Raw genomic sequence first — 26508 nt, 5'->3', positions numbered from 1 at the left:
GAGCCGGCGTCCTGCCTGGCAGGCGCCGGCGGGCTTCAGCGATCCGTCAGCCGGGAACGCGGCGAATCTTCGCCCCCAACAGCTGCAGTTTTTCCTCGATGCACTCGTAGCCGCGGTCGATGTGGTAGATGCGATCGATCAGCGTATCGCCTTCGGCCACCAGACCGGCGATCACGAGGCTCGCCGAGGCGCGCAGGTCGGTCGCCATCACTGGTGCACCCTTGAGCGTCGGTACGCCCGTGACGATCGCCGTATTGCCTTCGACAAGAATCTGCGCGCCCATGCGGTTCATTTCATAGACGTGCATGAAGCGGTTCTCGAACACCGTCTCGATGACGGTTCCGGTACCCTCGGCCACGGCATTCAGCGAAATGAACTGTGCCTGCATGTCGGTAGGGAACGCCGGATATGGCGCGGTGCGAATGTTGACGGCCTTGGGGCGGTTGCCCTTCATGTCCAGCTCGATCCAGTTGCTGCCGGTATCGATATGAGCACCGGCTTCCTCGAGTTTGTGCAGCACCGCTTCGAGCAGCGTGGCGTCGGTATCTTTCAACCGTACACGCCCGCCGGTCGCAGCTGCAGCGACGAGGTAGGTGCCGGTTTCGATGCGGTCGGGCATGACGCTGAAACGGCCGCCACCCAGACGTTTGACGCCCTCGATGACAATGGTGTCGGTGCCGGCGCCGGTGATCTTCGCGCCCATCGCGTTGAGGAAGTTGGCCAGGTCGACCACTTCCGGCTCACGCGCCGCGTTTTCCAACACCGAACGGCCATTGGCCAGGGCCGCCGCCATCATGATGTTCTCGGTACCGGTCACGCTGACGATATCGAAGAAGAAATGCGCGCCGCGAAGCCCGCCGGCTGGTGCCTTTGCCTTGATGTAGCCGCCTTCGACGTCGATTTGCGCGCCCATCGCCTCGAGGCCCCGAATATGCAAGTCGACGGGACGCGAACCGATCGCACAACCACCAGGCAGCGCCACTTCGGCTTCACCAAAACGCGCGACCATCGGACCGAGCACGAGAATCGACGCGCGCATGGTCTTGACCAGCTCGTAAGGCGCAACGAGCGTCTTGATGCTGCTGGCATCGACCTCGACAGCCAGTTTCTCGTCGATGACAGGCTGCACACCCATGCGGCCGAACAGTTCAATCATCGTGGTGATGTCGTGCAGGTGCGGCAGGTTGCAGACGGTGACAGGCGTATCGGCAAGCAGCGTCGCTGCAAGGATCGGCAGCGCAGAGTTCTTCGCGCCGGAGATACGAATCTCGCCGTCGAGGCGGGCGCCGCCGGTAATGATCAGTTTATCCATGGAAATTCCCGTAGCCCGCAGGCTCGAAGCCCACTCGGAGAAGGGCGCGAACAGACGAGGCGCGCCGCTTGAAATCAGTCTTCACGATCGGAGCCAGGCCCGATCAGTTGCGCCCGGCCCAATCGGCCTGGCTGAAGAACTTCATGGTGACGGCGTGGATGCTGCCGTCTGCGATCCATGGGTTCAGATGGGTGTAGATCTTCTGCTGGCGCTTGACCGGCCCAAGGGCGGCCAACTCGTCGCTGATGATGTTCAACTGGAAGTTGCAGCCTTCGCCTTCAACTTCCACCTGAGCGCCTGGAAGCTTCTCTTCCAGGAATTTCTTAACTTCTGCAGCCTGCATGTTCTACCTCGATCGGCGCCGGACGCGCGCGGCCGGCCATCATACAAAAAACCCCAATAGCTGCGAACCCCGCGGCCTCGCAAGCTGACGAAGCTCGCTCAATCGAGCGTTTCGACCTCGCGGTCGCGCTTTGGCCGGTGACGGTCTTCAGCGACCACCGAGGGAAAACGCGAGGAGGCGTAGCGCACCACGAGGATCGCCAGTGCCAGCAACAGGATCGCACCGGAAATGTAGACCACGCCCATGTCCGGTCGATGGTGGTGCGAGACATCCGAGATCAGCAGCCGGGTCAGCGCGGTGATCGCCACGTAAATAAGGAAGCGGACCGGCATGTGGTTGGTCTTGAAATAGATGCCAACCATGGCACCGAGCTCTAGATAGATGAACAGCAGCAGAATGTCATCGACGCTGATGCTGCCCTTCTCGATCATGCCGAGGAAGGCGACGAGCCCCGCCCACGCCGTCACCGCACCGATGGCGAACAATGACAAGTAGTGAAAGGTCTCGACGAACAGATTACCCAGCGACTCCGCCGCCTTGTGCACTTTCGTCCGTGTCGCTTCCGCCCAACGCAAGATCATCTACGCACTCCCTACGCGTGTTCCTGTAGCGACAGGACTTCCATCAGGCCCGACACCCGGGCGATATCACGCATGTCCTCGGGCATGCCAACGATGACAGCCTCACGGCCAGCCCGCCTGGCGTCGCGAGTGAAGGCCAGCAGCAGGGACAGGCCCACGCTGCTGGATTTTTCGACGCCGGAGCAATCGATCGTCAGCCGCTGCTTATCCCCACTGCCGATCAGGGCGCGCCCTTCACTGCGCAGCGCCGGGCCAGTCTGGTAGTCGAGCACGCCGAAGAGCCTGAGGCTTCCGTCGCCACCTTGCTCGACTCTGGTTTCACTCATCGCCGGCCGCCTTCTGGCCCGCGGCGGTGTCCTTGGCATTCGCCACGACCTGCGCCCAGCCATTGATTGTCTTGTCCAGGTCGCCGCCGTTCTTCTGCATGGCATCGGCGAATTGATCCCGGAACAGCTTGCCGATGTTGATCCCGTTGATGATGACGTTACGTACCAGCCAGTCACCGTCCTGATTGACCATGGTGTAGGAAACCGGATAGATCTCGCCCTGACGCCCGGTCACTTCCATGCCGACACTGGTGCGCTCGGCGTCCTGTTTTCCACTAGCCGGCAGCACGCGAATCTGCTGGTTGTCGTACTCCAGCAAAGCGTTTCCGTAGAACTGCATCAGGCTGCGTTTGAAGTTTTCCTCGAAACGCTTCATCTGTTCCGGTGAAGCGTTACGCGAGTAGCGCACGGTCATGATGCTGCGGGAGATACCCTCGGCATCCACGACAGGGCCGAGTATCTCGTTCAGCGATTCATAGAATGCATTCGGGTCCTGGCGATACTGCTCCTTGTTGGCCTTCAGATCCGCCAGCAGACGATCGGTGGACGACTGGATGACCTCGTGGGCGCTCGGCGCCGCCTGGGCCGAAAGCGGCAGGATGAGCGCGAGCAGGATCAACAGACCACGACGCAAGGCGATAGACATGGAGTAACTCCTCATTCTTTATTTACCGAATTGAGCAGGAATTTGCCGATCAGGTCTTCCAGCACGAGAGAGGATTGAGTGTCGCGAATGGTATCGCCATCACCCAGCGTCTCCTCATCCCCACCAACGCTGATGCCGACATACTTCTCGCCCAGCAGCCCGGCCGTCAGGATCGACGCCGTCGAGTCGGCAGGCAGGATGTTCACATCCTCCTGGATCTCCAGCGTGACACGTCCGGTATAACTCTCGCGATCAAGGTCGATCGCGGTCACCTTGCCGATAGTCACACCAGCCATGGTTACCTTGGATCGGACACTCAGACCGGCAATATTGTCGAAATAGGCATACAACTTATAGGTGTCGGCACCGGCTGCATTGAGGCCACTGACGCGCAGCGACAACAGTAGCAAAGCCAGGATGCCCGCCAGCAGGAACAGGCCAACACCGATTTCCAGGGTGCGGATGCGCATCAAAAGTCTCCAAACATCAACGCGGTCAGAATAAAGTCGAGGCCAAGCACCGCGAGGGAGGCATAGACCACGGTACGGGTCGTGGCGCGGCTGATGCCTTCGGACGTCGGCTCGCAGTCATAGCCCTGGAACACCGCGATCCAGGTTACGACAAGGGCGAACACCAGGCTTTTGATCACGCCGTTGAGCACATCGGAGCTGAAGGTCACGCTGTTCTGCATGTTCGCCCAGAACGACCCCTCGTAAACCCCGAGCCAGTCCACCGCAACCATCGCGCCACCCCAGATGCCGACGACGTTGAAAATCAGCGTCAGCAACGGCAGCGAAATGAAGCCGGCCCACAACCGCGGCGCAATGATGTACTTCAGCGGATCGACGCCGATCACCTCCAGGCTGGACAGCTGCTCGGTGGATTTCATGTTGCCGATCTCGGCGGCCAGCGCCGAACCAGCTCGGCCCGCGAAGAGCAGCGCGGTGACTACAGGGCCCAGCTCGCGCAGCAAGGTCAGCGCGACCATCTGTCCGACTGCCTGCTCGGAGCCATAGCTGCTCAGAATGCTGTAGCCCTGCAGCGCCAGGACCATGCCGATGAAGATGCCGGACACCACGACGATGGCCAGCGACAGCACGCCCACCGAATACAGCTGGCGCACCAGCAGGGAGAAACGATTGTCCAGCCCGCTCGGACCGAACAGCGCATGGAACAGGAACAGCGTCGCACGCCCCTGGGCCGCGACCACGTTCAGGCCGGCCTCGCCCAGCAGCCGGACTCGTTCGATCAATGAACGCCTACGCATCGGAACCTCGCAGCAGATCGTCCGCATAAGCCGGCGCGGGGAAATGAAACGGTACCGGGCCATCTGCCGTACCGCGCATGAATTGCTGGATACGCGGATTGTCCGAGCGCCGCAGCGCGTCGGGTGTTCCCTGAGCGAGTACCTGGCCCTCCCCGACCACATAGATGTAGTCAGCGATGCTTGCCGTTTCGGCAAGGTCATGCGAAACCACGATACTCGTGATGCCGAGGGCATCGTTGAGCAGCCGGATCAACTGGACCAGCACACCCATGGCGATAGGGTCCTGGCCGGCGAACGGCTCGTCGTACATAAGGATCTGCGGATCCAGCGCGATCGCCCTGGCCAGCGCCACGCGGCGCTTCATGCCGCCGGACAACTCGTCAGGCATGAGGTCGATGGCGCCACGCAGGCCGACGGCCTGAAGCTTCATCAGCACGATGTCGCGGATCATCTCTTCAGGCAGCTTGGTGTGCACGCGCAGGGGAAACGCGACGTTCTCGAACACGTCCAGATCAGTGAACAGCGCACCACTTTGGAACAGCACGCCCATCTGCTTGCGCATGTCGAACAGTTCGCGCCGGGACAGCGTCGGCAGGTTGGTGCCTGCGACCCAGACCTCACCCCGATCGGGTTTCAATTGTGCGGCGATCAGACGCAACAGCGTCGTCTTACCGCAGCCGGACGGGCCCATAATGGCCGTCACCTTGCCTCGCGGTATGACGATATCAATGTCACGGAAAATGCTTCGCTCGCCGCGCGTGAAGGTGACGCCCTTCAGCTCGACAGCGTTAGCGTTGGCGACGCTCATCGGTTCTCCTTGGATACAGCCTGCGAGTCAGACGCTCCCAGGCATTCCGGGGATACTTCGCGCGACCGTTTTTCGGCGGCGAACTATAGCACCGCGCCAGGGCCATCCACAGCGTGCGACTGTGTCCGGGCGTGAATCACGTCGCTCGTTCAGCGCCCGTTCAGCCTCCGCAGCGGACACATCAAGCAGACATACGCACTCAGGTTTTTCGATGAGCGACCAGGTGAATGTCGCTATAATCCCGCGCTTTAGCCTAGGTGACGATGCACAGATGAACCAGAGCAGCCATTTGATCGAGACGGCTCAGCGCACCATTCGCATGGAAATCGATGCGGTTGAGCAGCTTAAAGGCCGCATCGGCGCTGAATTCGTCAAGGCTTGCGAACTCATCCTGCAATGCAAGGGCCGGGTCGTAGTGGTCGGCATGGGCAAGTCCGGGCATATCGGCAACAAGATCGCGGCGACCCTGGCGAGCACTGGCACCACCGCGTTCTTCGTTCATCCCGCCGAAGCCAGCCATGGCGACATGGGCATGATCACGCGCGACGACGTGGTGCTGGCCCTCTCCAATTCGGGCAGCACCAGTGAGATCGTGACCTTGCTGCCGTTGATCAAGCGCCTCGGCATCACTTTGATCAGCATGACCGGCAACCCCGAGTCGGTACTGGCCAAAGCGGCTCAGGTCAACCTGGACGCCAGCGTCGCCATCGAGGCCTGCCCGCTCAACCTGGCCCCCACCTCTTCCACCACGGCGAGCCTCGTGCTGGGCGACGCCCTGGCGATCGCGCTGCTCGAGGCGCGTGGTTTCACCGCCGAAGACTTCGCGTTTTCCCACCCCGGGGGTGCATTGGGCCGCCGCCTGCTGCTGAAAGTCGAACACGTGATGCATTCCGGTGAGCGACTGCCTCGCGTGAATCGCGGCACCTCGCTGCGCGAAGCCCTGCTCGAGATGACCCGCAAAGGCCTCGGCATGACGGTCATCGTCGAGAAGGACGGGACCCTCGCCGGAATCTTCACGGATGGCGATCTGCGCCGAACCCTGGACAAAAGCGTTGACGTTCGCGAGGCCATCATCGACCAGGTCATGACGGTCCATGGCAAGACCGCAAACGCCGATATGCTCGCAGCCGAAGCGCTAAAGATCATGGAGGACAACAAGATCAACGCACTGGTCGTGGTCGACGATAGCGACCGTCCCGTCGGCGCACTGAACATGCACGATCTGCTGCGCGCGGGGGTGATGTGAGATGAACGACTTGTTACAACGTGCTCGCGGCGTACGCCTGGCGATCTTCGATGTCGACGGCGTGCTGACGGACGGCAAGCTCTACTTCCTGGTGGACGGCAGCGAGTTCAAGACCTTCAATACGCTCGACGGGCATGGCATCAAAATGCTGATCAACTCTGGCGTACGCGCCGCGATCATCAGCGGCCGCAAGACACCCGTCGTTGAACGTCGTGCGCAGAACCTCGGCATCCAGCATCTCTATCAGGGGCGCGAAGACAAGCTGGTCGTGCTCGACGAGTTGCTCGGCGAACTCGGCCTGGACTATGCCGAAGTCGCCTACCTGGGCGACGACTTGCCGGACTTGCCAGTGATTCGCCGAGTCGGGCTGGGCATGGCGGTCGCGAGCGCCGACGCGTTTGTGCGCGAGCATGCCCACGGCGTCACCGGCGCCCGAGGTGGCGAAGGCGCCGCGCGCGAATTCTGCGAGCTGATCATGCGCGCCCAGGGCACCCTCGAGGCAGCCCAGGCTGCCTATTTGTAGAGGTGACCATGCTGAGCAAGATTCGCCTGCCTGCCGTCCTGTTGCTGATCGCCCTATCGTTGGGCGCCATCGGCTACTGGAATATCCGCCCCGAGAGTTTCATGGAGACGCCAGCCGCCGTTACAGCGCCGGAGTCTCCCATCGATTTCTACGTGATCAACTCGCGCACCGTGCAATACCAGCCCGACGGCAAGCGCAACTACGAACTGGTCGCCGAGAAGGTCGAGCACGTCAAGGCTAGCGACGTCAGCCTGCTTACCCGGCCGGACCTCAAGTCCTACCGCGGCACCGACCTGCCCTGGCACGTCACCAGCGAGCGCGGCGAAGTCGGGCCGCAGGGCGAGGAAGTCGAGCTGATCGACAACGTGCGTATCGAGCGAACCGATGCCAAAGGCCGCCCCACCATCGTGACCAGCAGCCGGATGACCGTGCTGCCGGAGAAGGATTATGCCGAGACCCGGCAACCCGTTAGAATCGTCGCCGCGAACGGCGTGACCACCGCCACGGGCATGAAAGCGTACATGAACGAAGGCAGGATGCTCCTGCTATCCAACGTAAGAGGCCAGCATGAGCTGCGTTAAGACTCTCCCCTTCTTGCTCGGTCTGAGCATTCTTCTGCTCGGTGCCAATGCCCATGCGCTGCCCGAGGATCGCAACCAGCCGATCCGCGTCCAGGCCGACACGGCTGAACTGGATGATCGCCAAGGCGTCGCGGTGTACCGCGGCGATGTGGTCATCACCCAAGGCACCATGAAGATAACTGGCGACACCGTTACCATCACCCAGAACGCAAACGGTGACGTGGAGGTCTTCACGTCCATCGGCAAGCCGGCCTATTACGAGCAGAAGCCCGCCGTCGACAAGGAGATCGTCAAGGCGTACGGCCTGACCATCCAGTATTTCGCGGCAAACGAGCGCATCGTGCTCATCGACCAAGCCAAAGTGGTCCAGGAAGGCAATACCTTCGAAGGCGAGAAAATCGTTTACGACACCCAGCGCCAAATCGTGAACGCCGGGCGCGCCACCAATGCGGATGTCACGACCCCGCGCCCACGGGTCGATATGGTCATCCAGCCGCGCAAGCGCGACCAGCCGGCAACGGAGCAGAGCGAGTAATGGCAACCCTCAAGGCCCAGCACCTCGCTAAGAGCTACAAGAGCCGCCAGGTCGTTCGTGATGTCAGCCTGTCCATCGAAAGCGGCCAGATCGTTGGCTTGCTAGGCCCGAACGGCGCGGGCAAGACGACCTGTTTCTACATGATCGTTGGCCTGGTCAGGGCCGACCAGGGACGAGTCCTCATCGACGATAACGACGTGACGCACCTGCCAATGCACGGCCGGGCACGCGCTGGCATTGGGTATCTGCCGCAGGAGGCCTCGATCTTTCGCAAGCTCTCGGTCGCCGACAACATCATGGCCATCCTCGAGACCCGCAAAGACCTCGATCGCAGTGGGCGCCAACAGGCGCTGGAAGGGCTGCTGCAGGAGTTTCACATCAGCCATATCCGCGACAGCCTGGGCATGAGTCTGTCGGGCGGGGAGCGACGCCGGGTCGAGATCGCACGTGCGCTGGCCACCGCGCCCAAGTTCATCCTGCTCGATGAGCCGTTTGCCGGCGTCGACCCCATATCGGTCGGCGATATCAAGCAGATCATCCATCACCTGAAGGCCAAGGGTATCGGCGTGCTCATCACCGACCACAACGTGCGCGAGACGCTGGATATCTGCGAGACAGCCTATATCGTCAACGATGGCCAGCTGATCGCTGAAGGCGACGCGCAAACCATCCTGGCCAACCAACTCGTCAAGGAAGTGTACTTGGGCCACGAATTCAGGCTCTGACCGGCTTTTTTTTCAGGAGACGTCGCGCCCAAGGGCTAGGCAAAGGCTTCGCCAGCAGGCATATAATTTGCTTCCTCTGGCGCCCAAGCCGCCAACAGTCGGAACAGGCGCGGTTGCGCCGGCAAACAAGGTTCGAAGTCCTCTGCCATGAAACCATCGCTAGTCCTGAAGATGGGCCAGCAGCTGACGATGACACCGCAGCTGCAACAGGCCATACGGTTGCTCCAGTTATCCACGCTCGATCTCCAGCAGGAGATTCAGGAAGCGCTGGATTCCAACCCCATGCTGGAACGCGAAGAGGATGGGGATGATTTCGAGGGCTCGGACGTAATGGCCGAGTCGATCGAGACCCAGACGGACAATGCTTCGACGCCCGAACCGAACGGCGCGGACAGCCGTTATGAAGAAACCGTCAGCACCGCCGAACACGCCGATGAAGGCGATTGGGGCGACCGCATCCCTGACGAATTGCCCGTCGACACCGCTTGGGAAGACATCTACCAGACCAGCGCCAGCAACCTGCCGAGCAGCGATGACGACGACTGGGACTTCACCACCCGCACGTCCGCTGGTGAGAGCTTGCAGAGCCACCTGCTCTGGCAGTTGAACCTTGCGCCCATGAGCGACACCGACCGGCTCATTGCCGCCACCCTGATCGACTGCATCAACCCGCAGGGCTACCTCGAGGAAACGCTCGAAGAAGTCCTGGAGTCGTTCGATCCAGAACTGGAAATCGAGCTCGACGAAATCGAAGTGGTGCTGCGCCGCATCCAGCAGTTCGAGCCCGCCGGGATTGGCGCCCGGGACCTGCGCGAATGCCTGCTTCTGCAGCTGCGCCAGCTGCCTGAGCGCACGCCCTGGCTGACCGAGGCAGTACGCCTGGTGAGCGATCACCTGGATATCCTTGGCAACCGCGACTACGCGCTGCTCATGCGCCGCATGAAGCTCAAGGAGGACGAGCTACGCCAGGTCGTCGACTTGATCCAGACGCTTAATCCGCGCCCCGGTTCGCAGATCGAGGCGAGCGAACCCGAGTACGTCGTGCCGGACGTCATCGTACGCAAGCACAACGACCGCTGGCTGGTCGAACTCAATCAGGAAGCGATGCCTCGTCTGCGAGTCAACGCGCAGTATGCCGGCTTCGTCAAACGCGCCGACTCCAGCGCCGACAACACCTTCATGCGCAACCAGTTGCAAGAGGCGCGCTGGTTCATCAAGAGCCTGCTCAGCCGCAACGAGACGCTGATGAAGGTTGCCACGCAGATTGTCGAACACCAGCGCGGCTTCCTCGACCATGGCGACGAGGCGATGAAGCCGCTGGTCCTGCATGACATCGCCGAAGCGGTGGGCATGCACGAGTCGACGATTTCCCGCGTGACCACTCAGAAATTCATGCATACCCCACGCGGCATCTACGAGCTCAAGTACTTTTTCTCCAGCCACGTCAGCACCGCGGAAGGCGGCGAATGCTCGTCCACCGCGATCCGCGCGATCATCAAGAAGCTGGTCGCCGCGGAAAACCCGAAAAAGCCGTTGAGCGACAGTAAGATCGCTGGTTTACTGGAAGAGCAGGGCATCCAGGTAGCACGCCGTACCGTCGCAAAATACCGTGAGTCACTGGGTATCGCGCCGTCCAGCGAGCGCAAGCGGTTACTGTAGATACCGGGTGATCCGGCCGAATCTCTTACGCTGGCGAACCTCTGGTCCGCCAATCCGCACGTGGCAAAAGGAGATGCAGTATGCAAGTCACTATCACTGGCCTTCACCTTGAAGTTACCGAGCCCCTGCGTGACTACCTCGAGGAAAAGTTCGAACGGCTGGAACGGCATTTCGACCGCATCATCAACGTTCAAGTGATCCTTCAGGTCGAGAAGCTCAAGCAGAAGGCCGAAGCCACCCTTCATGTCGCCGGACGCGAAGTTGTTGCCAACGCCGAGCACGAAGACATGTACGCCGCCATTGACCTGCTTGCCGACAAGCTCGACCGCCAGCTCATCAAGCACAAAGAAAAACAGCTCGACCACAGCCAGGGTGCCCTAGCCCGCTAGCCCATCATGATCCGACTCGAAAATATCCTGACCCCCGCACGTTCCTTGGTGAACGTGCCGGGCGGCAGCAAGAAACGCGTCCTGGAGCAAATCGCCAAGGTGATTGCCCGGGATCTCCCCGACCTCGACCCGCAAGCCATCTTCGAAAGCTTCGTCGCCCGCGAGAAGCTCGGCTCCACCGGATTCGGCAACGGCATCGCCATCCCGCACTGTCGCATGACCGGCTGCACCTCGCCCTTAAGCGCGGTGCTGCACCTGGGCGCACCGGTGGATTTCGATGCGATCGACGGCGCACCGGTTGACCTGCTGTTCGTCCTGCTCGTACCCGAAGCAGCGACAGATGAACACTTGGAGCTACTGCGCCAGATCGCCAGCATGCTTGACCGCGACGACGTCCGCGAGCGCCTGCGCAGCGCCTCGACGTCCGAATCGCTCTACCAGACGGTGGTTGACATCCAGAGCGGCCAATAACGCCGGAGCTGCGCATGCAGGCCAGCGAGAAGTGAGGAACGAGACGTGCCCAAGACCTGCCACCGCTCGCGACACCGACGCCGTTCGGCCCAGGCCGTGCACCAAAGACCCCGCCGGAAGAACGCGCCATGCGCCTGATCATCGTCAGTGGCCGCTCCGGCTCCGGCAAAAGCACGGCGCTCGACGTGCTCGAAGACAACGGTTTCTACTGCATCGATAATCTGCCGGCGGGGCTGCTTCCCGAACTGGCAGAGCGCGCCTTCCTGCACACGGAATTACTGCAACCCCAGGTCGCCGTCTCCATTGACGCTCGCAATCTGCCGAGCCAGCTCAAGCGCTTTCCCGAGCTGCTCGTCGAGGCAAGAGCCCGACACATCCAGTGCGACGTGCTCTACCTGGACGCAGCTGATGAAACGTTGCTCAAACGCTTTTCTGAAACACGCCGCCGTCATCCGTTGACCACCGAGCGACGCTCGCTGGCCGAGGCCATTCGCGACGAAGAAAAGCTGCTCGCCCCGATCATCGACCATGCCGATCTCAAGATCGACACGACGCACCTGAATCTCTACCAGCTGCGCGACACGCTGAAACTGCGCCTACTGAACAAACCTGAGCCGGGGACCGCATTTCTTTTCGAATCCTTTGGATTCAAGCGCGGCATGCCCGTCGATGCCGACGTCGTGTTCGATGTTCGCTGCCTGCCAAATCCTTATTGGAAGGCCGAGCTGCGCGACTATTCCGGACTCGACCAACCCGTGATCGACTACCTCGCGCAGCAGGCCGACGTGGAGGAGATGTTTCAGGATATCCATGCTTATCTCAGCAAATGGCTGCCCCGCTTCGCTGCCAGCAATCGCGCCTATGTCACGGTCGCGATCGGCTGCACCGGCGGGCATCACCGCTCGGTGTATCTGGCTGAGCGACTGTGTCAGGCGCTGCGCGAGCCTCTGAAAAACGTCCAGGTCCGCCATCGCGACCTGGTCTAGGAAGAACCATGCCAGTCTGCGATATCACCATCGTCAACAAACTCGGGCTACATGCCCGGGCCGCCGCCAAGTTCGTCGGGGTCGCCAACCAATTCCCCTGCGACATCCGTATCGGCCGCTGCCCCGACACCGTGGTCGACGGCAAGAGCATCATGGCTGTGATGATGCTGGCGGCGAGCAAGGGCACCACGCTGCACATGCGCACCGAGGGCGACCAGGAACACGAGGCGATGGACGCACTGGTCGCGCTGATCGAAGACTACTTCGAGGAAGGCGAATAGCAGCACCGGAGCTCGTAGCCAGACCGTGGCGTTGCTGCGGCTTGGTCAACGTCCAATTGCCGCTGCACGCCAGAGCATGCAGGGTTTGCCCTCTGGCGTGTCACGCCACCCAAATCGCTTGGTTCGATTAGCTTCCCGCGACCTTCATCCGTTCGATCAGCACCGAACCTGTGTGGATACTGCTTCGGGTTTCGATGTCACGACCCACGGCGACGATCTGCCGGAACATGTCGCGCAAATTGCCGGCGATGGTGACTTCCTGCACTGGGAATTGAATCTCGCCGTTCTCGACCCAGTAGCCACCCGCGCCGCGGGAGTAGTCGCCCGTCACCAGATTCAAACCCTGCCCCATCAGCTCTGTCACTAGCAGGCCGCGGCCCATACGCCGAATCAGTGCTGCCTGATCATCATCGCCGTGAGTCACGAACAGATTGTGCACCCCTCCCGCATTCGCCGTGCTGGGCAGGCCCAGCTTGCGACCCGAATAGGTGCTGAGGACATAGAAAACAAGCTGGCCCTTGTCCACGAACGGCTTGGCATAGGTCGCCAAGCCGTCGCCGTCGTAGCCCGCACTCGCCAGCCCGCGCAACAGATGCGGCCGCTCGTCGAGGCTCAGCCACTCGGGGAACAACGTCTGGCCCAATGCATCCTCCAGATAGGAGGCCTTGCGATAGAGGTTGCCGCCGGAAATAGCGGACAGGAAATGGCCAAACAGCCCGGTCGCCAGCTCCGCAGAGAACAGCACGGGCACATCGCAGGTCGGCACCGGTCGCGCGCCCAGACGCCGCACGGCACGCTCCGCCGCCCGCCGGCCGATGGAGTCAGCCGAGGCCAGCTCGCTGGCGACGCGATTGACGTCATAGTGATAGTCACGCTGCATTTGCCCGTCGGCCTCGGCGATCATCACGCAGCTGAGGCTATGGCGGCTGCTGCAATAGCCGCCGACGAAGCCATTGCTGTTGCCATAGCCGCGGATGCTGCGATGCGTACTCAAGCTGGTGCCGTCGGCGTTATGGATGCGTGGGTCCGTGGCGAACGCTGCAGCCTCGCAAGTGAGCGCCAGCTCGACGGCCTCGTCTGGCGCGATCTGCCAGGGGTGATAGAGGTCCAGGTCCGGCAGGTCGCGGGCCATGCGCTCGGCGTCGGCAAGGCCTGCAAAGCTGTCTTCGGAGGCGTGCCGGGCGATCGCCAGGGCGGCCGAAACGGTCTCCCGAATGGCTGCCTCGCCGCTGCCAGTGGTGCTGGCCGAGCCCTTGCGCTGGCCCAGGTACAGGGTGATGCCGAAGCCCTGGTCACGGTTGAACTCGACGGTCTCGACCTCGCGCTGGCGAACGGTCGTCGACAAGCCCTGCTCCATCGATACCGAGACCTCACACGCCGTGGCGCCCTGCGCCCGAGCCTCATCGAGGATGCGCTGAACCCGCTCGCGCAACGCCGGCAGTGCCTCCGGGCCAATCCCCTCAACGTCTGTCATAACACACTCCAAAACCCTGATACATGGATGTCGCAGCCGCCGCGACCCGCCTGCCACGGGCGGCTGGGGCTGCTGTTATCATGGCGGCATTTCCCATTGGATGCGCCCCATGTCTGATATTTCCGACCTCGACGATTTCGAGGAAAAAAGCAAAAGCCAGGTCAAGCGCGAGATGCACGCGCTGCAGGAGTTGGGTGAGCGCCTGACCGCGCTCAAACCGGATGTGCTTGACCGCCTGCCGTTGACGGATGCGCTGCGCAAGGCGCTCGACGATGCGCCGAAGCACAAGGCCCATATCGCGCGCAAACGTCACCTGCAGTACATCGGCAAGCTCATGCGTGACCAGGACGTCGACGCCATCATGGCGCTGGTCGACCAGCTCGACGCCTCGACCCGGCAGTACAACGAGCGTTTCCATGCCCTGGAGCGCTGGCGCGACCGTTTGATCGCCGGCAATGATGAAACGCTCGAGGCGTTCGTCGCGGAGTACCCCGAAACCGACCGCCAGCATCTGCGCGGGCTGGTGCGTCATGCCCAGCACGAGGCCGCTCGCAACAAACCGCCAGCGGCGAGCCGAAAAATATTCAAGTACATACGCGGGCTGGACGAAACGCAGCGCGGGTTGCGCTAAGCCTGACGCACGGCGCGGCAACAAAACCACGCGCCGGCGGCCGTCAGGCGCCCGTACCCCCTACGGTAATTCCGTCGATCTTGAGCGTCGGCTGGCCGACGCCAACCGGCACCGACTGGCCGTCCTTGCCACAAGTCCCGACCCCGCTGTCCAGGGCCAGGTCGTTGCCGACCATCGATACCTTGTTCATCACATCCGGGCCGTTGCCAATCAACGTGGCGCCTTTGACCGGCGCTGTGATCCGCCCATCCTCAATGAGGTAGGCCTCGCTCGTCGAAAATACGAACTTGCCACTGGTGATGTCCACCTGCCCGCCGCCGAGGTTGGCGCAATAGATGCCCTTCTTCACCGAGCGGATGATTTCTTCGGGGTCGCTCTCGCCAGCCAGCATGTAAGTGTTGGTCATACGCGGCATCGGCAAGTGCGCATAGGATTCGCGCCGCCCATTGCCCGTCGGTGCTACGCCCATCAGTCGTGCGTTGAGCTTGTCTTGCATGTACCCCTTGAGGATGCCGTTTTCGATCAGCGTGGTGCATTGGGTCGGCGTGCCCTCGTCATCGACGCTGAGGGAACCGCGGCGGTCGGCCAGGGTGCCGTCGTCGACGATGGTGCAGAGCGTCGACGCCACTTGCTGACCCATGCGCCCGCTGTAGGCCGAACTGCCCTTGCGGTTGAAGTCGCCCTCCAGCCCATGGCCAACCGCTTCGTGAAGCAGCACGCCTGACCAGCCGGAACCCAGCACCACGGGCAGCGTGCCCGCCGGAGCCGCCACCGCCTCGAGGTTGACCAGCGCCTGGCGCAGGGCCTCGCGTGCGTAACCCATGGCGCGATCTTCCTGAAGGAAGTGATCGTACCCGGTGCGGCCGCCGCCACCCTGGCCGCCGCGCTCGCGCCGGCCGTTCTGCTCGACGATGACACTGACGTTGAAGCGCACCAAAGGGCGAATGTCGGCCGCCAAGGCACCGTCCAGGCCGGCCACTAGCACGTGATCCCAGACGCCAGCCAGGCTGACCGTCACCTGTTTGATCCGTGGGTCGAGCGCGCGCGTGGCGACATCGATGCGCTTAAGGAGCTCGACCTTTTCTGCACGCCCCATGCCGTCGAGCGGGTTGTCCTGGCCATAGAGCGGCGCGAAGGAAGCCCTCGAAAGCACGCCGACCCGCGCCTGCTGGCCGCTACGGGCGATGGACCGGGCAGCCTCGGCAGCCTGGCGCAGCGCATCGGCATTGATGGCGTTGCTGTAGGCGAAGCCCGTCTTCTCACCGGATAACGCGCGCACACCGACGCCCTGTTCGATGTGAAAGCCGCCCTCCTTGACGATGCCATCCTCCAGCACCCAGGACTCGGTCACCTGATCCTGAAAATACAGATCCGCCGCGTCTATACCCGGCCCGGCGAGTTCGCCGAGCAGCCCCGGCAGGTCGTCGAGCCCCAACCCACCAGGGGTTAGCAGGCGTTCGGTAACGGGCAACAGCAATTCACTCATATCTACTCCAATGTGCCAGAAGCCATGCAGGGGGCGCGGAAGCGGCGGTGCTCCATCAGCGGCATACGCCGGCGGGCCGCATGCTGGGCCGAGACGTCGCGCGCGGCAACCAACGCGGCCTCGCCCGTGTCACGCTGAGCGATGACCTGCCCCCAATGGTTCACGATAGCCGAATGACCATGGGTCAGACGACCGCCGGGGTGTTCGCCACCCTGTGCTGCGGCCAGCATATAGCATTGCGTCTCGATGGCTCGCGCTCGAATCAACATGTCCCAGTGCGCCCGACCGGTGACCGAGGTGAACGCCGAGGGTGCGCTGATCAGCTCCGCGCCGGCCAACCGCAACGCGGTGTAGAGCTCTGGAAAGCGCAAGTCGTAGCAGACCGTCATGCCCAGCCGGCCGAAAGGGGTGTCTGCCACCACAATGCTCTCACCCGCCGCGTAGTGGTCGGACTCGCGATAGCAGCCTCGCGCGTCGTTCACTTCGGCATCGAACAGATGCAGCTTGTCATAGCGCGCCACGCGCTGGCCGAGGGCATCGACCAGCAGCGAGCAGGCGCGAACCTTGCCCTGCGGTTGGTCGTCGGGCGGTAGGGGCAGCGTACCGGCGACGAGCCAGATACCGAGCTCGGATGCCGTCTTGGCCAGCCAAGGCAAAATTGGGCCACACCCCAGCGCCTCGTCCCGCCCAACCCGGGCGGGATCGGGGTGGCCCATCGCGGCGAAGTTTTCCGGTAGCACGGCCAGCCGCGCCCCGGCGACCGCGGCCTGCTCCAGCAAGCGGCGCGCCGTGGCGAGGTTGCTAAGGATGTCGGCCTGGCTGGCCATCTGGATCACGGCGAAGGTCATTGGGCACCAGGTTTTAACGTCAACGGCCGGTCAGTTGGGGTTCTCGAAGGGCCGGTCGAAGGAGATATCCGGCGACTGCCAAGGCCCTTCGACGCGATACTGCACGGTGGCAAAGCGAGCCACCTTGTCGCCGAGCAGCTTGTCCGCCACGAACAGCGCGCCACCGATGGCAGGGGCACCGACGATCAGCGCCGCCAGTGGCAGGTTATTGCTCACCGGCAGCGTAACCAGCAGTTTCGCATCGATGCGGTCATTGGCCATGTCCAGCTGCCCTTGCAATTCCAGGTTGCTGGATGGACCGGTGACCTTGAGCGGCTCGCGCGTGGTGAACAGCCCGTCCGTGGCCATCAGGTCGGCGGTGATCGTGTCGTAGCTGAGGCCTTTACTGAAAAGATCGGAGAAATCCAGGCGCAAGCGCCGGCCAATCGAATCGAAATTGAGCAAGCCGAACACCCGCAGTGCCTGCGCACTGCCGTCGACCTCGCGCAATTGCCCCTTGCGCAGCTTGCCCTTCATCTCGCCAGACAGCCGCCCGAATCCGAAAAACGCTGGCGAGCCCGGCCAGGTGCCATCGACGGAGGCGGTAAAGGACTCGCTGGTGGTCGATGGCGCGAAGCCCCATGCCCGGAGCACATCGGCTAGGTTGCCCCCTTCCAGCGTTCCCCGATACCAGCTCCGCTGGCCCGCCCAACCGCCCTGTCCGGACAGCGTGATACCACGAAGCCCTAGGCTCAGGTCGCTGAACGCCACGCCCCCTTCGGCCGGCCGCATTTTCAGCGACCAGGGGCCTAACACGGCATCACCCTGGTAAACCTGGTCGATGGCGATGTCCACCGGTGGCAGGCCGCTCGGATCCACGCCCGCGAGCGGGTCGCGCAGCGGTGACTCCGCCGCGGCGGGATCGGCGGCGGGGAAGCGCAGATGCGACAGGTCAAGCTGGATCGGCTCGCTGCTGGCATCCGCCACACGTACCTCACCCGCAATGGTTTCGCTGCCCAGCCCCAGGGACCAACCTGCCGCGAGTCGCTTCAAATCGATTTCGAGCGCCGCGATCTGTGTGCCGAAGCCCTTGAAGTGGCCAATATCGAGCTGCACGCGTCGCAGCAGCGAGGCGGCGCCCTCGTCCTCCTCGGCCCTGCCGAAGGCGTCGCGCAGCGCCATCCACTGATCGGCGTCGACGCGCTCCAGCCTGCCTCGCACCGCCAGCCCGGGCTCGCTGACCTGGTTCGCCGCACCGCCCCCTAACACCAACTCTCCGCCGCCCTCGAGCAACCGCCCCGTAGGCCCGCTGAATGCCAGCGCCGCCAGATCACCATGCTTGAGGCTCACACGCTGGGTGTCGCCGCCAAGCGACAGGCGCAGCGTGGTGCCCCGTCTCTCTTCCTTCGTTTTGGCAAAGGGCGCCGGCAGGTCAAGCTGCGTGCCGAGCAACGACGAATCCAGTTGCAACCGGTTGTCAGAACCTCCGAGCGACAAGGCCAGTTGCACCGGAATGTCTCCACTGACGGGCAGCGGTCGCACGATCCCTTGCCAGTCCAGGAGCGATTGCACGGCAACGCGGGCGGTCGCCTGGATACGTGTCGCCGGGCTACCGGACGCTCCGGTGGCGCTCGCCGAGCCGGTCCAAGGCGCCCCCAGGGCGCGGGCCTTAATGTCTGTGCCACTGAGGCCTCGCTCGGTGTCGTAGCGGAAGCTTCCGCCGACGCTGTCGAACTGCAGGTCCGCCTGATCGATATAGAGCGAAGCATCCCGCGTGCTGAAATCGACCTTCGCTTTGGGCGGTGTACCCTGGGCAAGCGGTATATCCAGCTGAAGACCGGCAGTCAGCGGGCCGTCACCCGTCCAGCCGCCGAACAACTCGGCGGTGCCGATCGGCGCCTCCTGCAACAGGGTCAGGGCATCCCGAACGCTGCCGTCCACCATGCCGTGGATAGCCAGCCGCGGGGTGCCGCCATCGGACCGGTGCGGAATCTCGGCGAGCGCGTCATGCACGCGACTGTCCAGCATGCGCCCTTCCGCCAGGCGCACCCGCACGCCACTGTCCTCGATGAGCACCTCGCCACGCGCGTCTCGAAGCAGCGGCCAGCCCGGCTGGAACGCCAATTCGGCGTCACGCACCTTGAAGTACAGACCGAGGCTGCGCGCTTCTTCGGGTGCGCCCCGGCTGATCGAGCCCTGATACTCGAAGTAACCTTGCTCGACGGTACCGCCGCGGATGGCTGTTTGCAGCCACTCGGCGAGCGGCGCGCTGAGCGCAGGCGACCGCGTCGGCAGGTATTTGGAGGTAAAAGCCGCATCGCCGTCCCGCATACCGACGCGCAGGTCCATATAGTCGTCGAGCGCCGGGTCGCGCATCAGCCGGATCAGGAAATCGCCGGCGATCTGCCCTTCCTCGCCCTCGACCTGCAAATAGGGCGCGGCCAACGTGAAGGCCCGCTCGTCGAGCGTCCAGCGCAGGCTGCCCCGGCTACTCCGGTAGCGCCAGGGCTCGCCGAACAGCTGAGCCAGGTGCAGGCTGAAATCACGGTTGTCGAAGCGCAACTCACCACCGCCCAGATCACCTTGCACCAGCCCACTCACATTACGCACCGATGGAATCCAGTGGTAATCGGCGATACCCACCGCGTCGAGGTTGCCTGCGAAGCTCAGGCGCTTGTCCCCGGTTTCTCCAGGCCGATAGTCGAGCTGCACATTGCGTAAGGTGCCTTCGGGCGCAAGCGCCTCGAGATAGGTCCCGACCGCTTCCGGAAGAGGGGCGAGGTTTTGCACAAGCGAGGCCAACGGCGCTAACGGAATGTGGTCGACAGAGACCCGCCAGTCGTCACCATCATGGTGAAGCAGCGCCCGGGTTTCGCGCCAACGGCTATCACCCAGGTCGAACGCCAGGCCGTCGACCTGCAACTGGTAGCCCTGGGGCTGGCGGTCAAGGTAGGCATTAACAGCCAGATCCTCGATTCGCAGGGGGTCGTGCTCGGCACGCGCAAGCTCTGCGGCTGGCACGTTCAGGCGCGCCACCGCCCGAGAGACCCCCTGATCGCGCCAGTCGAGCCAGAGTTCGCCACCGCCTTGCAAATGCTCGACGTGCACGCCAGCCAGGCCTGCCGGCAGCCAGGCGGCCCAGTCACTTTGCGGCAGGCTGACATAGAGGCTCGCCCGCGCCTCACGCCAGTGCGCCGGCGCAACCTCAGCATCCGCCCGCAGCGCCAGCGGCTGACCGTCGGGCAAGAGCAGGCGCCCGCCTAGACTGAATTCGTCGCCACGGCTACGCAGTTCGAGGTCGGTATAGCTCAGGGTCAGCGGTGCGGCATCCTGAGCCTGGACGGTAACCTGGCTGTCGAGCAGCGACAGCCTGCGAATCGTCTGCAGTTCGGCCAGGATCCGGTCCGGCGCCATGCCCTGATCACCTTCGCGGGCAGGCATGCCAACCAGGCGCCAACCATCGTCCGCTTCCACCAGGCTCAAGTGAACCCCAACGAAGGTCACCGAAGCCAGCTGCAGCCGGCGAGACCACAGGCTATCGGCGAGGTCGGGCACGACCGCCAGCGAATCCAGCCGGACAGCCCCCTCGCCTTCTCCGAGCTGCACTTCATGCGCGACCAGCCGGGGGGCGAAGCCTTCCCAGCGCCCTTCCAGGCGCCCGAGCGTCACGGGAGTGCCCAACAACGCCTGCGCCTTGCTCTCGGCTTCCGCCCGATACTCGGCGACCAGGGGCACCAGTTGCCGACCCAGGCTGACATAGAGCGCAGCCAGGATCATGCCGACCGCAGCGAGCCACAGGCAGCGCCGCGACAGCGCGAGCAACAGGACGGGGAGCCGGCTCATGCGAATGCGCTCCGATCATCCGGGCCGAGATGGCCTGGCGTGCATCTATTCAGAGCAGCACCACGTCGTACTGTTCCTGCGAATACATCGTCTCGACCTGGAATTTGATCGAGCGGCCGATGAAACTTTCCAGGTCCGCCACGTTGCCGGACTCTTCGTCCAGCAGCCGGTCGATCACCTTCTGGTTGGCCAGCACGCGGTACCCTTCGGCCTGGTAGGCACGTGCCTCGCGCAGAATCTCGCGGAAGATTTCGTAGCACACCGTTTCTGGCGTCTTCAATTTGCCGCGCCCGTGGCAGCACATACAGGGTTCGCAGAGGACCTGCTCGAGGCTTTCGCGGGTGCGCTTGCGCGTCATCTGCACCAGCCCGAGCTCGGTAATGCCGATGATATTGGTCTTGGCATGATCGCGTTCGAGCTGCTTCTCCAACGTGCGCAGGACTTGTCGGCGATGCTCTTCGTCCTCCATGTCGATGAAGTCGATGATGATGATGCCGCCGAGGTTGCGCAGCCGAAGTTGCCGCGCGATGGCGGTCGCCGATTCGAGGTTGGTCTTGAAGATGGTTTCTTCTAGGGTGCGATGGCCGACGAACGCGCCGGTGTTGACGTCGATGGTCGTCATCGCTTCCGCCGGGTCGATGACCAGGTAGCCGCCTGACTTCAGCATGACCTTGCGTTCGAGGGCTTTCTGGATCTCGTCCTCGACGCTGTACAGGTCGAAGATTGGACGCTCGCCAGGATAGTGTTCGAGGCGATCGCCCAGTTCAGGCATCAGCTCGGCGACGAACTGCCGGACCTTCTGGAAATTTTCACGCGAGTCGATGCGGATCTTCTCGATGCGCGGGTTGACCAGATCACGCAGCGTTCGCATCGCCAGTGTCAGGTCTTCGTAGATGACCGACGGCGAGGCGGCGGTCTTCATCTGGCCGTCAATCTGCTCCCAAAGCCGGCGCAGGTACCGGATATCCATCAGGATCTCGTCACTGCCGGCCCCCTCGGCTGCCGTGCGCAGGATAAAGCCGCCGGCCTCCTTGATACCCTCGGTCGCGATGCACTCCATCACCACCTGTTTAAGCCGCTCACGCTCGGCTTCGTCTTCGATTCGCAAAGAGATCCCGACATGACTGGTGCGAGGCATGTAGACGAGGTAGCGCGAGGGTATCGACAACTGGGTGGTCAGGCGCGCGCCCTTGGTGCCGATCGGATCCTTGGTCACCTGCACCACCAACGCCTGCCCCTCGTGAACCAACGCACTGATCGGCTCGACAGCGTTGCCTTCGCGGGAGGAAATCTCCGAGGCATGGATGAACGCAGCGCGCTCTAAACCGATGTCGACAAACGCCGCCTGCATGCCAGGCAACACCCTGACGACCTTGCCTTTGTAGATGTTGCCGACGATGCCGCGGCGCTGCGTGCGCTCGACGTGGACTTCCTGCAGGACGCCGTTTTCGACCACCGCCACCCGCGACTCCATGGGCGTGATGTTCATCAGGATTTCTTCGCTCATTGTTGTTCTCAGCCGATGGCGATGGTCTGGAGCAGCCGAAGCTGACGATATGGGCCCGATTCTAACGGCATACGCGTGCGCACCACACGCTCTAGGCTGAGCTTTTAGTCCAGTACGGCAGGCCGTGCGCCTCGAGCAGCTGCGCCGTTTCACACAACGGCAACCCGACCACGGCGGAATAACTTCCCCGCAGCCCGCTGACGAAAATCGCACCGAGCCCCTGGATTGCGTAGCCGCCCGCCTTGTCCTGCGGCTCGCCGCTGGCCCAGTAGTCCTCGGCCTCGGCCGGCGCGATCGGGCGGAAGCTGACATCACTCGCCACCAGCCGCAGGTCGCAGCGGCTCCCACTGGCCAGCGCCACAGCGGTCAGTACCCGGTGTTCTCGCCCGGAGAGTGTGGCAAGCATCTCCAGCGCATCGGCACGGTCGATCGGCTTGCCAAGGATGCGGTCATCAAGCACTACCGTGGTATCGGCGCCGAGAACGACGGCTTCCGGGTCGTCGAGTGCGGCGAACCCGGCCAGCGCCTTTTCGCGCGCCAGCCGCTGTACGTACTGTTCAGGATGCTCATCGGGATATGGAGTCTCGTCGATGGCGACGGAGACCCGCGAAAAGCGGGCGCCGATCTGGGTCAGCAATTCACGGCGTCGGGGCGACGCGGAGGCGAGAAACAATGCGGGCATGCCTGGTCCTTCAAGAGGGCGGTCGGCGCAGGTTCGCATATCGCGAGGCGCCTCGAAAGCGCTGCTGGCCCGCCCACGAGACGCCCGATCAGTAGACGTTATAGCGGCGACGCGCCCACTGCAGCGCAACGAAGACCCACGGCCACAGCAGCGCGCTGACCGGAACGGGGACGAGAAACAGCAACGTCGGCGGACGATTGCCGGTGAGGGTGTTGAGCCACAGATGAACCAGCTGCCCGAGCCCGAGGATCACCAACAGCACCAAGCTCTGCTGCAACAGCGGGAACATCCGCAGCCGCTGGTTGAGGCTGAGCACCAGGAAGGTGACCAACAGCAGCGGCAATCCGTTCTGCCCGAGCAGCGTGCCGGCCAGCACGTCGAGCATGAGACCGAAGATGAAAGCTGCAGCCATGCCTCCGCGATGCGGAAGGGTGATAGCCCAATAGGCAATGAACATGCCCAGCCAAAGGGGGCGTGCCAGCTCGGTGTTGACCGGCATGGGTGCGACGCTGAGCAGCAGCGCGACGAGTAGCGAAAGCCAAATGACCCAACCGTTGTTCAGGCGCCCGCTGATCACTGTTGGCCCTCAGCAGGCGCTGCGGGCTGGGCCGTTCCTGGTGTCGCAGGCGCCTCGGATGCCTCGTCGGCTTGATCGGCAGGCGCATCTTCAGCATCGGGCGCGACCTGCGCGGCAGCCTCGCGATCGGCTGAGACCTGCGCTTCGGCCGCGGCGTTGGCGCGCTCTTCCGGCGTACGGGAATCACTGAACACCAGCAGTAGATAGCGGCTGCGGTTGAGCATCGCCGTCGGCGTGGCGCGGACGATGGAGAAGGGTTGCCCAGAGCCCCGGACCACCTCGGTGACCTGTGCAACCGGATAACCGCTGGGAAAGCGCTGCCCCAGGCCGGAGCTGACCAAAAGGTCGCCTTCCTTGATATCCGCAGTTTCCGCGACGTGGCGCAGTTCCAGATAGTCCGGACTGCCCGTACCGATAGCGATGGCGCGCAGGCCGTTGCGGTTGACCTGCACCGGGATACTGTGGGTGACGTCGGTGATGAGCAGGACGCGCGCGGCATAGGGCATCACCTCGACGACCTGCCCCATCAGCCCGCTGGCATCGAGCACTGGCTGGCCAACGAAGACGCCGTCACGCTCGCCTTTGTCGATCAGGATGCGGTGGGTGAAGGGGTTGGGATCGAGCCCGATGAGCTCAGCGACCAATACCTTGTCGTCGACCAGGGCCGCTGAGTTGAGCAGCTCGCGCAGCCGCACGTTCTGTTCAGTCAAGGCCGCGAGCTTCTGCAGCCGGCGTTGCATGAGCAGGGCCTCGGCCTTGAGCTTCTCGTTCTCCGCGGCAAGGCTAGTGCTGGTGCTCAGCTGCTCGGTGGCGCGCTGCCAAGTGCGCACCGGCAGGTCGGCCAGCCAGTAGAAAGGCGTCAGCACCATCCCCATCTGGCTGCGCAATGGCTTCAATGTGTCGAAGCGGGCATCCACCACCATCAGCGCGACACACAGCACGGCCAGCACCAGCAGGCGCACGCCGAGAAGAGGTCCTTTGGCAAATAGCGGTTTGATCGGCGAGTCCTCGCAACTGCAGGCTGCAAACTGAACGCGACAGGCCGGACGCGAGGTCCGGCCCTGTTTGGGCTTGTCGTGCGGCGGGCCATCGCGAACCGGCTGAAGAACTACAGTTCAAGCGCCTCGCTCGACGCACGCGCGACAGCCCGAGCGTTGGCGGATCACTCGGTGGAGAGCAGGTCCATGGCGTGACGGTCCATCATTTCCAGCGCTCGACCGCCGCCGCGTGCCACGCAGGTCAGCGGCTCCTCGGCGACAATGACTGGCAGGCCGGTTTCCTGGGCCAGCAGCTTGTCCAGGTCGCGCAGCAGCGCGCCACCGCCGGTCAGCACTAGGCCGCGCTCAGCGATATCGGATGCCAGTTCCGGCGGAGACTGCTCCAGCGCACTCTTGACCGCCTGAACGATGGTCGCCAGCGACTCCTGCAGCGCCTCGAGCACCTCGTTGGAGTTGAGCGTGAAGCTGCGCGGTACGCCCTCGGCGAGGTTGCGGCCACGCACGTCGACTTCGCGCACATCGGTACCCGGGAAGGCGGTGCCGATTTCCTGCTTGATGCGCTCGGCGGTGGATTCGCCGATCAGGCTGCCGTAATTGCGGCGAACATAGGTGACGATGGATTCATCGAAGCGATCACCGCCAACGCGCACGGATTCGGCATAGACGACGCCATTGAGCGAAATCAGGGCGATTTCGGTTGTACCACCGCCGATGTCGACAACCATCGACCCGCGTGCTTCGTCCACCGGCAAACCGGCACCGATGGCGGCCGCCATGGGCTCTTCGATCAGGAAGACTTCGCGGGCACCGGCACCCAACGCCGACTCGCGGATGGCGCGACGCTCGACCTGGGTGGATTTGCACGGCACGCAGATCAGCACGCGCGGGCTGGGCTGCAGGAAGCTGTTTTCGTGAACCTTGTTGATGAAGTACTGCAGCATCTTTTCGCAGACGCTGAAGTCCGCGATCACACCGTCTTTCATCGGGCGGATCGCATTGATGTTGCCTGGGGTACGCCCGAGCATGCGCTTGGCGTCGGTCCCCACGGCGACAACGCTCTTCTGGTTGCCGTGGGAACGAATGGCCACCACGGACGGCTCGTTCAGAACGATGCCGCGGTCGCGCACATAAATGAGGGTATTGGCAGTGCCCAGGTCGATCGACAAATCGCTGGAAAACATGCCACGCAGTTTCTTGAACATGGGAAAAGGGCCCTGGGGCAAACGCGTGGGGAAAAAAGTGCCGCAAACTCTAACAATGGCGGGAAGCAAGGGCAAGGCGAGAGTCCAGGCGGGACGGGCCAGACGTGAGCTATTGCTCGAAAAATAGCCAGGCCCGGAAAATGTCCGCGGCGACCGTGCAAGCCGCAGCCGCGCTACCGACTCGACCGGCAGCCATGTAAGATTGTCGGCTTTTCCGGGCCTGCGCGCCCACCGCTGCCGAACGCCCTGCCGCCCGATCGTTGGCTCTGCCCGACGGAAGGCGCCCAGGATTCGCTTCCCGCTGGAGATTCCCGATGGCGCTTGAACGCTCCGAGGTGGAAAAGATCGCTCACTTGGCCCGCCTGGGCCTTGATGAAGCCGACCTACCCCGCACCACCGAGACCCTGAACACCATCCTCGGCCTCATCGACCGCATGCAGGCCGTCGACACCACCGGCATCGAGCCATTGGCCCACCCGCTGGAAACCAGCCAGCGCTTGCGCGCCGATGTGGTCACCGAAGGCAACCAGCGCGACGCCTACCAGGCCATCGCACCGGCCGTCGAAGAAGGTCTATACCTGGTTCCGCGGGTGATCGAATGA

At 63.2% G+C, this 26508-nt stretch carries 29 protein-coding genes; 12 read left to right on the top strand and 17 right to left on the bottom strand.

Features of this window, described 5'->3' with window-relative positions:
• Window positions 1–46: 46 nt before the first annotated feature.
• The 8 genes from murA to M1D78_RS04310 all read right to left on the bottom strand — a co-directional run bounded on the left by murA (window position 47) and on the right by M1D78_RS04310 (window position 5283).
• The gene (murA, locus tag M1D78_RS04345; RefSeq protein ID WP_437422709.1) at window positions 47–1312 is read right to left on the bottom strand and encodes a UDP-N-acetylglucosamine 1-carboxyvinyltransferase; all 1266 of its coding nucleotides are present in this window, start codon (window positions 1310–1312) and stop codon (window positions 47–49) included.
• A gap of 103 nt (window positions 1313–1415) precedes the next feature.
• Window positions 1416–1655 (bottom strand): BolA family protein, encoded by a 240-nt coding sequence (locus M1D78_RS04340; protein WP_437422708.1) that lies wholly within the window; start codon window positions 1653–1655, stop codon window positions 1416–1418.
• A 98-nt stretch (window positions 1656–1753) separates the two neighbouring features.
• Complete coding sequence (locus M1D78_RS04335; protein ID WP_437422707.1) at window positions 1754–2236, bottom strand: phosphate-starvation-inducible protein PsiE; 483 nt, start codon at window positions 2234–2236, stop codon at window positions 1754–1756.
• A gap of 11 nt (window positions 2237–2247) precedes the next feature.
• Window positions 2248–2562, bottom strand: coding sequence for an STAS domain-containing protein (locus M1D78_RS04330; RefSeq protein WP_437422706.1), 315 nt, complete (start codon window positions 2560–2562; stop codon window positions 2248–2250).
• Window positions 2555–3208 (bottom strand): MlaC/ttg2D family ABC transporter substrate-binding protein, encoded by a 654-nt coding sequence (locus tag M1D78_RS04325; RefSeq protein WP_437422705.1) that lies wholly within the window; start codon window positions 3206–3208, stop codon window positions 2555–2557. Before M1D78_RS04325 ends, M1D78_RS04330 begins: the two co-directional genes overlap by 8 nt.
• An 11-nt stretch (window positions 3209–3219) precedes the next feature.
• The gene (gene mlaD, locus M1D78_RS04320; RefSeq protein ID WP_437422704.1) at window positions 3220–3678 is read right to left on the bottom strand and encodes an outer membrane lipid asymmetry maintenance protein MlaD; all 459 of its coding nucleotides are present in this window, start codon (window positions 3676–3678) and stop codon (window positions 3220–3222) included.
• A complete protein-coding gene (mlaE, locus tag M1D78_RS04315; RefSeq protein WP_437422703.1) occupies window positions 3678–4475 on the bottom strand; it encodes a lipid asymmetry maintenance ABC transporter permease subunit MlaE in 798 nt (265 codons plus the stop codon). Before mlaE ends, mlaD begins: the two co-directional genes overlap by 1 nt.
• Window positions 4468–5283, bottom strand: a complete 816-nt coding sequence (locus M1D78_RS04310) for an ATP-binding cassette domain-containing protein (RefSeq protein ID WP_437422702.1) — start codon at window positions 5281–5283, stop codon at window positions 4468–4470. The genes mlaE and M1D78_RS04310 overlap by 8 nt, the downstream gene beginning before the upstream one ends.
• A gap of 271 nt (window positions 5284–5554) precedes the next feature.
• On the opposite strand from M1D78_RS04310, the gene M1D78_RS04305 reads away from it, so the two are divergent.
• The 10 genes from M1D78_RS04305 to M1D78_RS04260 all read left to right on the top strand — a co-directional run bounded on the left by M1D78_RS04305 (window position 5555) and on the right by M1D78_RS04260 (window position 12679).
• Window positions 5555–6529 (top strand): KpsF/GutQ family sugar-phosphate isomerase, encoded by a 975-nt coding sequence (locus M1D78_RS04305; RefSeq protein WP_437422723.1) that lies wholly within the window; start codon window positions 5555–5557, stop codon window positions 6527–6529.
• Window position 6530: 1 nt separating this feature from the next.
• A complete protein-coding gene (locus M1D78_RS04300; RefSeq protein WP_437422701.1) occupies window positions 6531–7052 on the top strand; it encodes a KdsC family phosphatase in 522 nt (173 codons plus the stop codon).
• A gap of 8 nt (window positions 7053–7060) precedes the next feature.
• Window positions 7061–7633, top strand: coding sequence for an LPS export ABC transporter periplasmic protein LptC (gene lptC / locus M1D78_RS04295; RefSeq protein ID WP_437422700.1), 573 nt, complete (start codon window positions 7061–7063; stop codon window positions 7631–7633).
• Window positions 7620–8168, top strand: a complete 549-nt coding sequence (lptA, locus tag M1D78_RS04290; protein WP_437422699.1) for a lipopolysaccharide transport periplasmic protein LptA — start codon at window positions 7620–7622, stop codon at window positions 8166–8168. The genes lptC and lptA overlap by 14 nt, the downstream gene beginning before the upstream one ends.
• The gene (gene lptB, locus M1D78_RS04285; RefSeq protein WP_437422698.1) at window positions 8168–8893 is read left to right on the top strand and encodes an LPS export ABC transporter ATP-binding protein; all 726 of its coding nucleotides are present in this window, start codon (window positions 8168–8170) and stop codon (window positions 8891–8893) included. Before lptA ends, lptB begins: the two co-directional genes overlap by 1 nt.
• Before the next feature lie 147 nt (window positions 8894–9040).
• Complete coding sequence (locus M1D78_RS04280; RefSeq protein WP_437422697.1) at window positions 9041–10552, top strand: RNA polymerase factor sigma-54; 1512 nt, start codon at window positions 9041–9043, stop codon at window positions 10550–10552.
• Window positions 10553–10632: 80 nt separating this feature from the next.
• Window positions 10633–10941: a ribosome hibernation-promoting factor, HPF/YfiA family gene (gene hpf / locus M1D78_RS04275; RefSeq protein ID WP_437422696.1), complete on the top strand. Its 309-nt coding sequence runs from the start codon at window positions 10633–10635 to the stop codon at window positions 10939–10941.
• 6 nt (window positions 10942–10947) lie between these two features.
• Window positions 10948–11412: a PTS IIA-like nitrogen regulatory protein PtsN gene (ptsN, locus tag M1D78_RS04270; protein WP_437422695.1), complete on the top strand. Its 465-nt coding sequence runs from the start codon at window positions 10948–10950 to the stop codon at window positions 11410–11412.
• 128 nt (window positions 11413–11540) lie between these two features.
• On the top strand, window positions 11541–12398 hold the full coding sequence (gene rapZ / locus M1D78_RS04265; RefSeq protein WP_437422694.1) for an RNase adapter RapZ: 858 nt from the start codon (window positions 11541–11543) through the stop codon (window positions 12396–12398).
• 8 nt (window positions 12399–12406) lie between these two features.
• Window positions 12407–12679: an HPr family phosphocarrier protein gene (locus M1D78_RS04260; protein WP_437422693.1), complete on the top strand. Its 273-nt coding sequence runs from the start codon at window positions 12407–12409 to the stop codon at window positions 12677–12679.
• A gap of 127 nt (window positions 12680–12806) precedes the next feature.
• Here the strand turns inward: M1D78_RS04260 and pmbA are convergent, their stop codons facing one another.
• Complete coding sequence (gene pmbA / locus M1D78_RS04255; RefSeq protein WP_437422692.1) at window positions 12807–14153, bottom strand: metalloprotease PmbA; 1347 nt, start codon at window positions 14151–14153, stop codon at window positions 12807–12809.
• Between the two features lie 109 nt (window positions 14154–14262).
• On the opposite strand from pmbA, the gene yjgA reads away from it, so the two are divergent.
• Window positions 14263–14784 (top strand): ribosome biogenesis factor YjgA, encoded by a 522-nt coding sequence (gene yjgA / locus M1D78_RS04250; protein WP_437422691.1) that lies wholly within the window; start codon window positions 14263–14265, stop codon window positions 14782–14784.
• A gap of 43 nt (window positions 14785–14827) precedes the next feature.
• Here yjgA and tldD read toward each other — a convergent pair whose 3' ends face one another.
• The 8 genes from tldD to mreB form a co-directional block, all read right to left on the bottom strand.
• On the bottom strand, window positions 14828–16270 hold the full coding sequence (gene tldD, locus M1D78_RS04245) for a metalloprotease TldD (RefSeq protein ID WP_437422690.1): 1443 nt from the start codon (window positions 16268–16270) through the stop codon (window positions 14828–14830).
• A 2-nt stretch (window positions 16271–16272) separates the two neighbouring features.
• Window positions 16273–17118 (bottom strand): carbon-nitrogen hydrolase family protein, encoded by an 846-nt coding sequence (locus tag M1D78_RS04240; protein WP_437422689.1) that lies wholly within the window; start codon window positions 17116–17118, stop codon window positions 16273–16275.
• A 30-nt stretch (window positions 17119–17148) separates the two neighbouring features.
• Window positions 17149–20940, bottom strand: coding sequence for a YhdP family protein (locus tag M1D78_RS04235; RefSeq protein WP_437422688.1), 3792 nt, complete (start codon window positions 20938–20940; stop codon window positions 17149–17151).
• Window positions 20941–20989: 49 nt separating this feature from the next.
• Window positions 20990–22447, bottom strand: a complete 1458-nt coding sequence (gene rng, locus M1D78_RS04230) for a ribonuclease G (protein WP_437422687.1) — start codon at window positions 22445–22447, stop codon at window positions 20990–20992.
• A gap of 91 nt (window positions 22448–22538) precedes the next feature.
• On the bottom strand, window positions 22539–23129 hold the full coding sequence (locus M1D78_RS04225) for a Maf family protein (RefSeq protein ID WP_437422686.1): 591 nt from the start codon (window positions 23127–23129) through the stop codon (window positions 22539–22541).
• A gap of 88 nt (window positions 23130–23217) precedes the next feature.
• Window positions 23218–23706 (bottom strand): rod shape-determining protein MreD, encoded by a 489-nt coding sequence (gene mreD, locus M1D78_RS04220; RefSeq protein ID WP_437422685.1) that lies wholly within the window; start codon window positions 23704–23706, stop codon window positions 23218–23220.
• Window positions 23703–24656, bottom strand: coding sequence for a rod shape-determining protein MreC (mreC, locus tag M1D78_RS04215; protein WP_457933575.1), 954 nt, complete (start codon window positions 24654–24656; stop codon window positions 23703–23705). The genes mreD and mreC overlap by 4 nt, the downstream gene beginning before the upstream one ends.
• Before the next feature lie 212 nt (window positions 24657–24868).
• Entirely contained in the window at window positions 24869–25906 is a 1038-nt protein-coding gene (gene mreB / locus M1D78_RS04210; protein ID WP_437422683.1) for a rod shape-determining protein MreB, read from the bottom strand.
• Window positions 25907–26220: 314 nt separating this feature from the next.
• On the opposite strand from mreB, the gene gatC reads away from it, so the two are divergent.
• On the top strand, window positions 26221–26508 hold the full coding sequence (gene gatC, locus M1D78_RS04205; RefSeq protein WP_437422682.1) for an Asp-tRNA(Asn)/Glu-tRNA(Gln) amidotransferase subunit GatC: 288 nt from the start codon (window positions 26221–26223) through the stop codon (window positions 26506–26508).

Source organism: Pseudomonas sp. SA195 (genome assembly GCF_054131565.1).
This window is presented reverse-complemented; position numbering and strand designations above follow the sequence as displayed.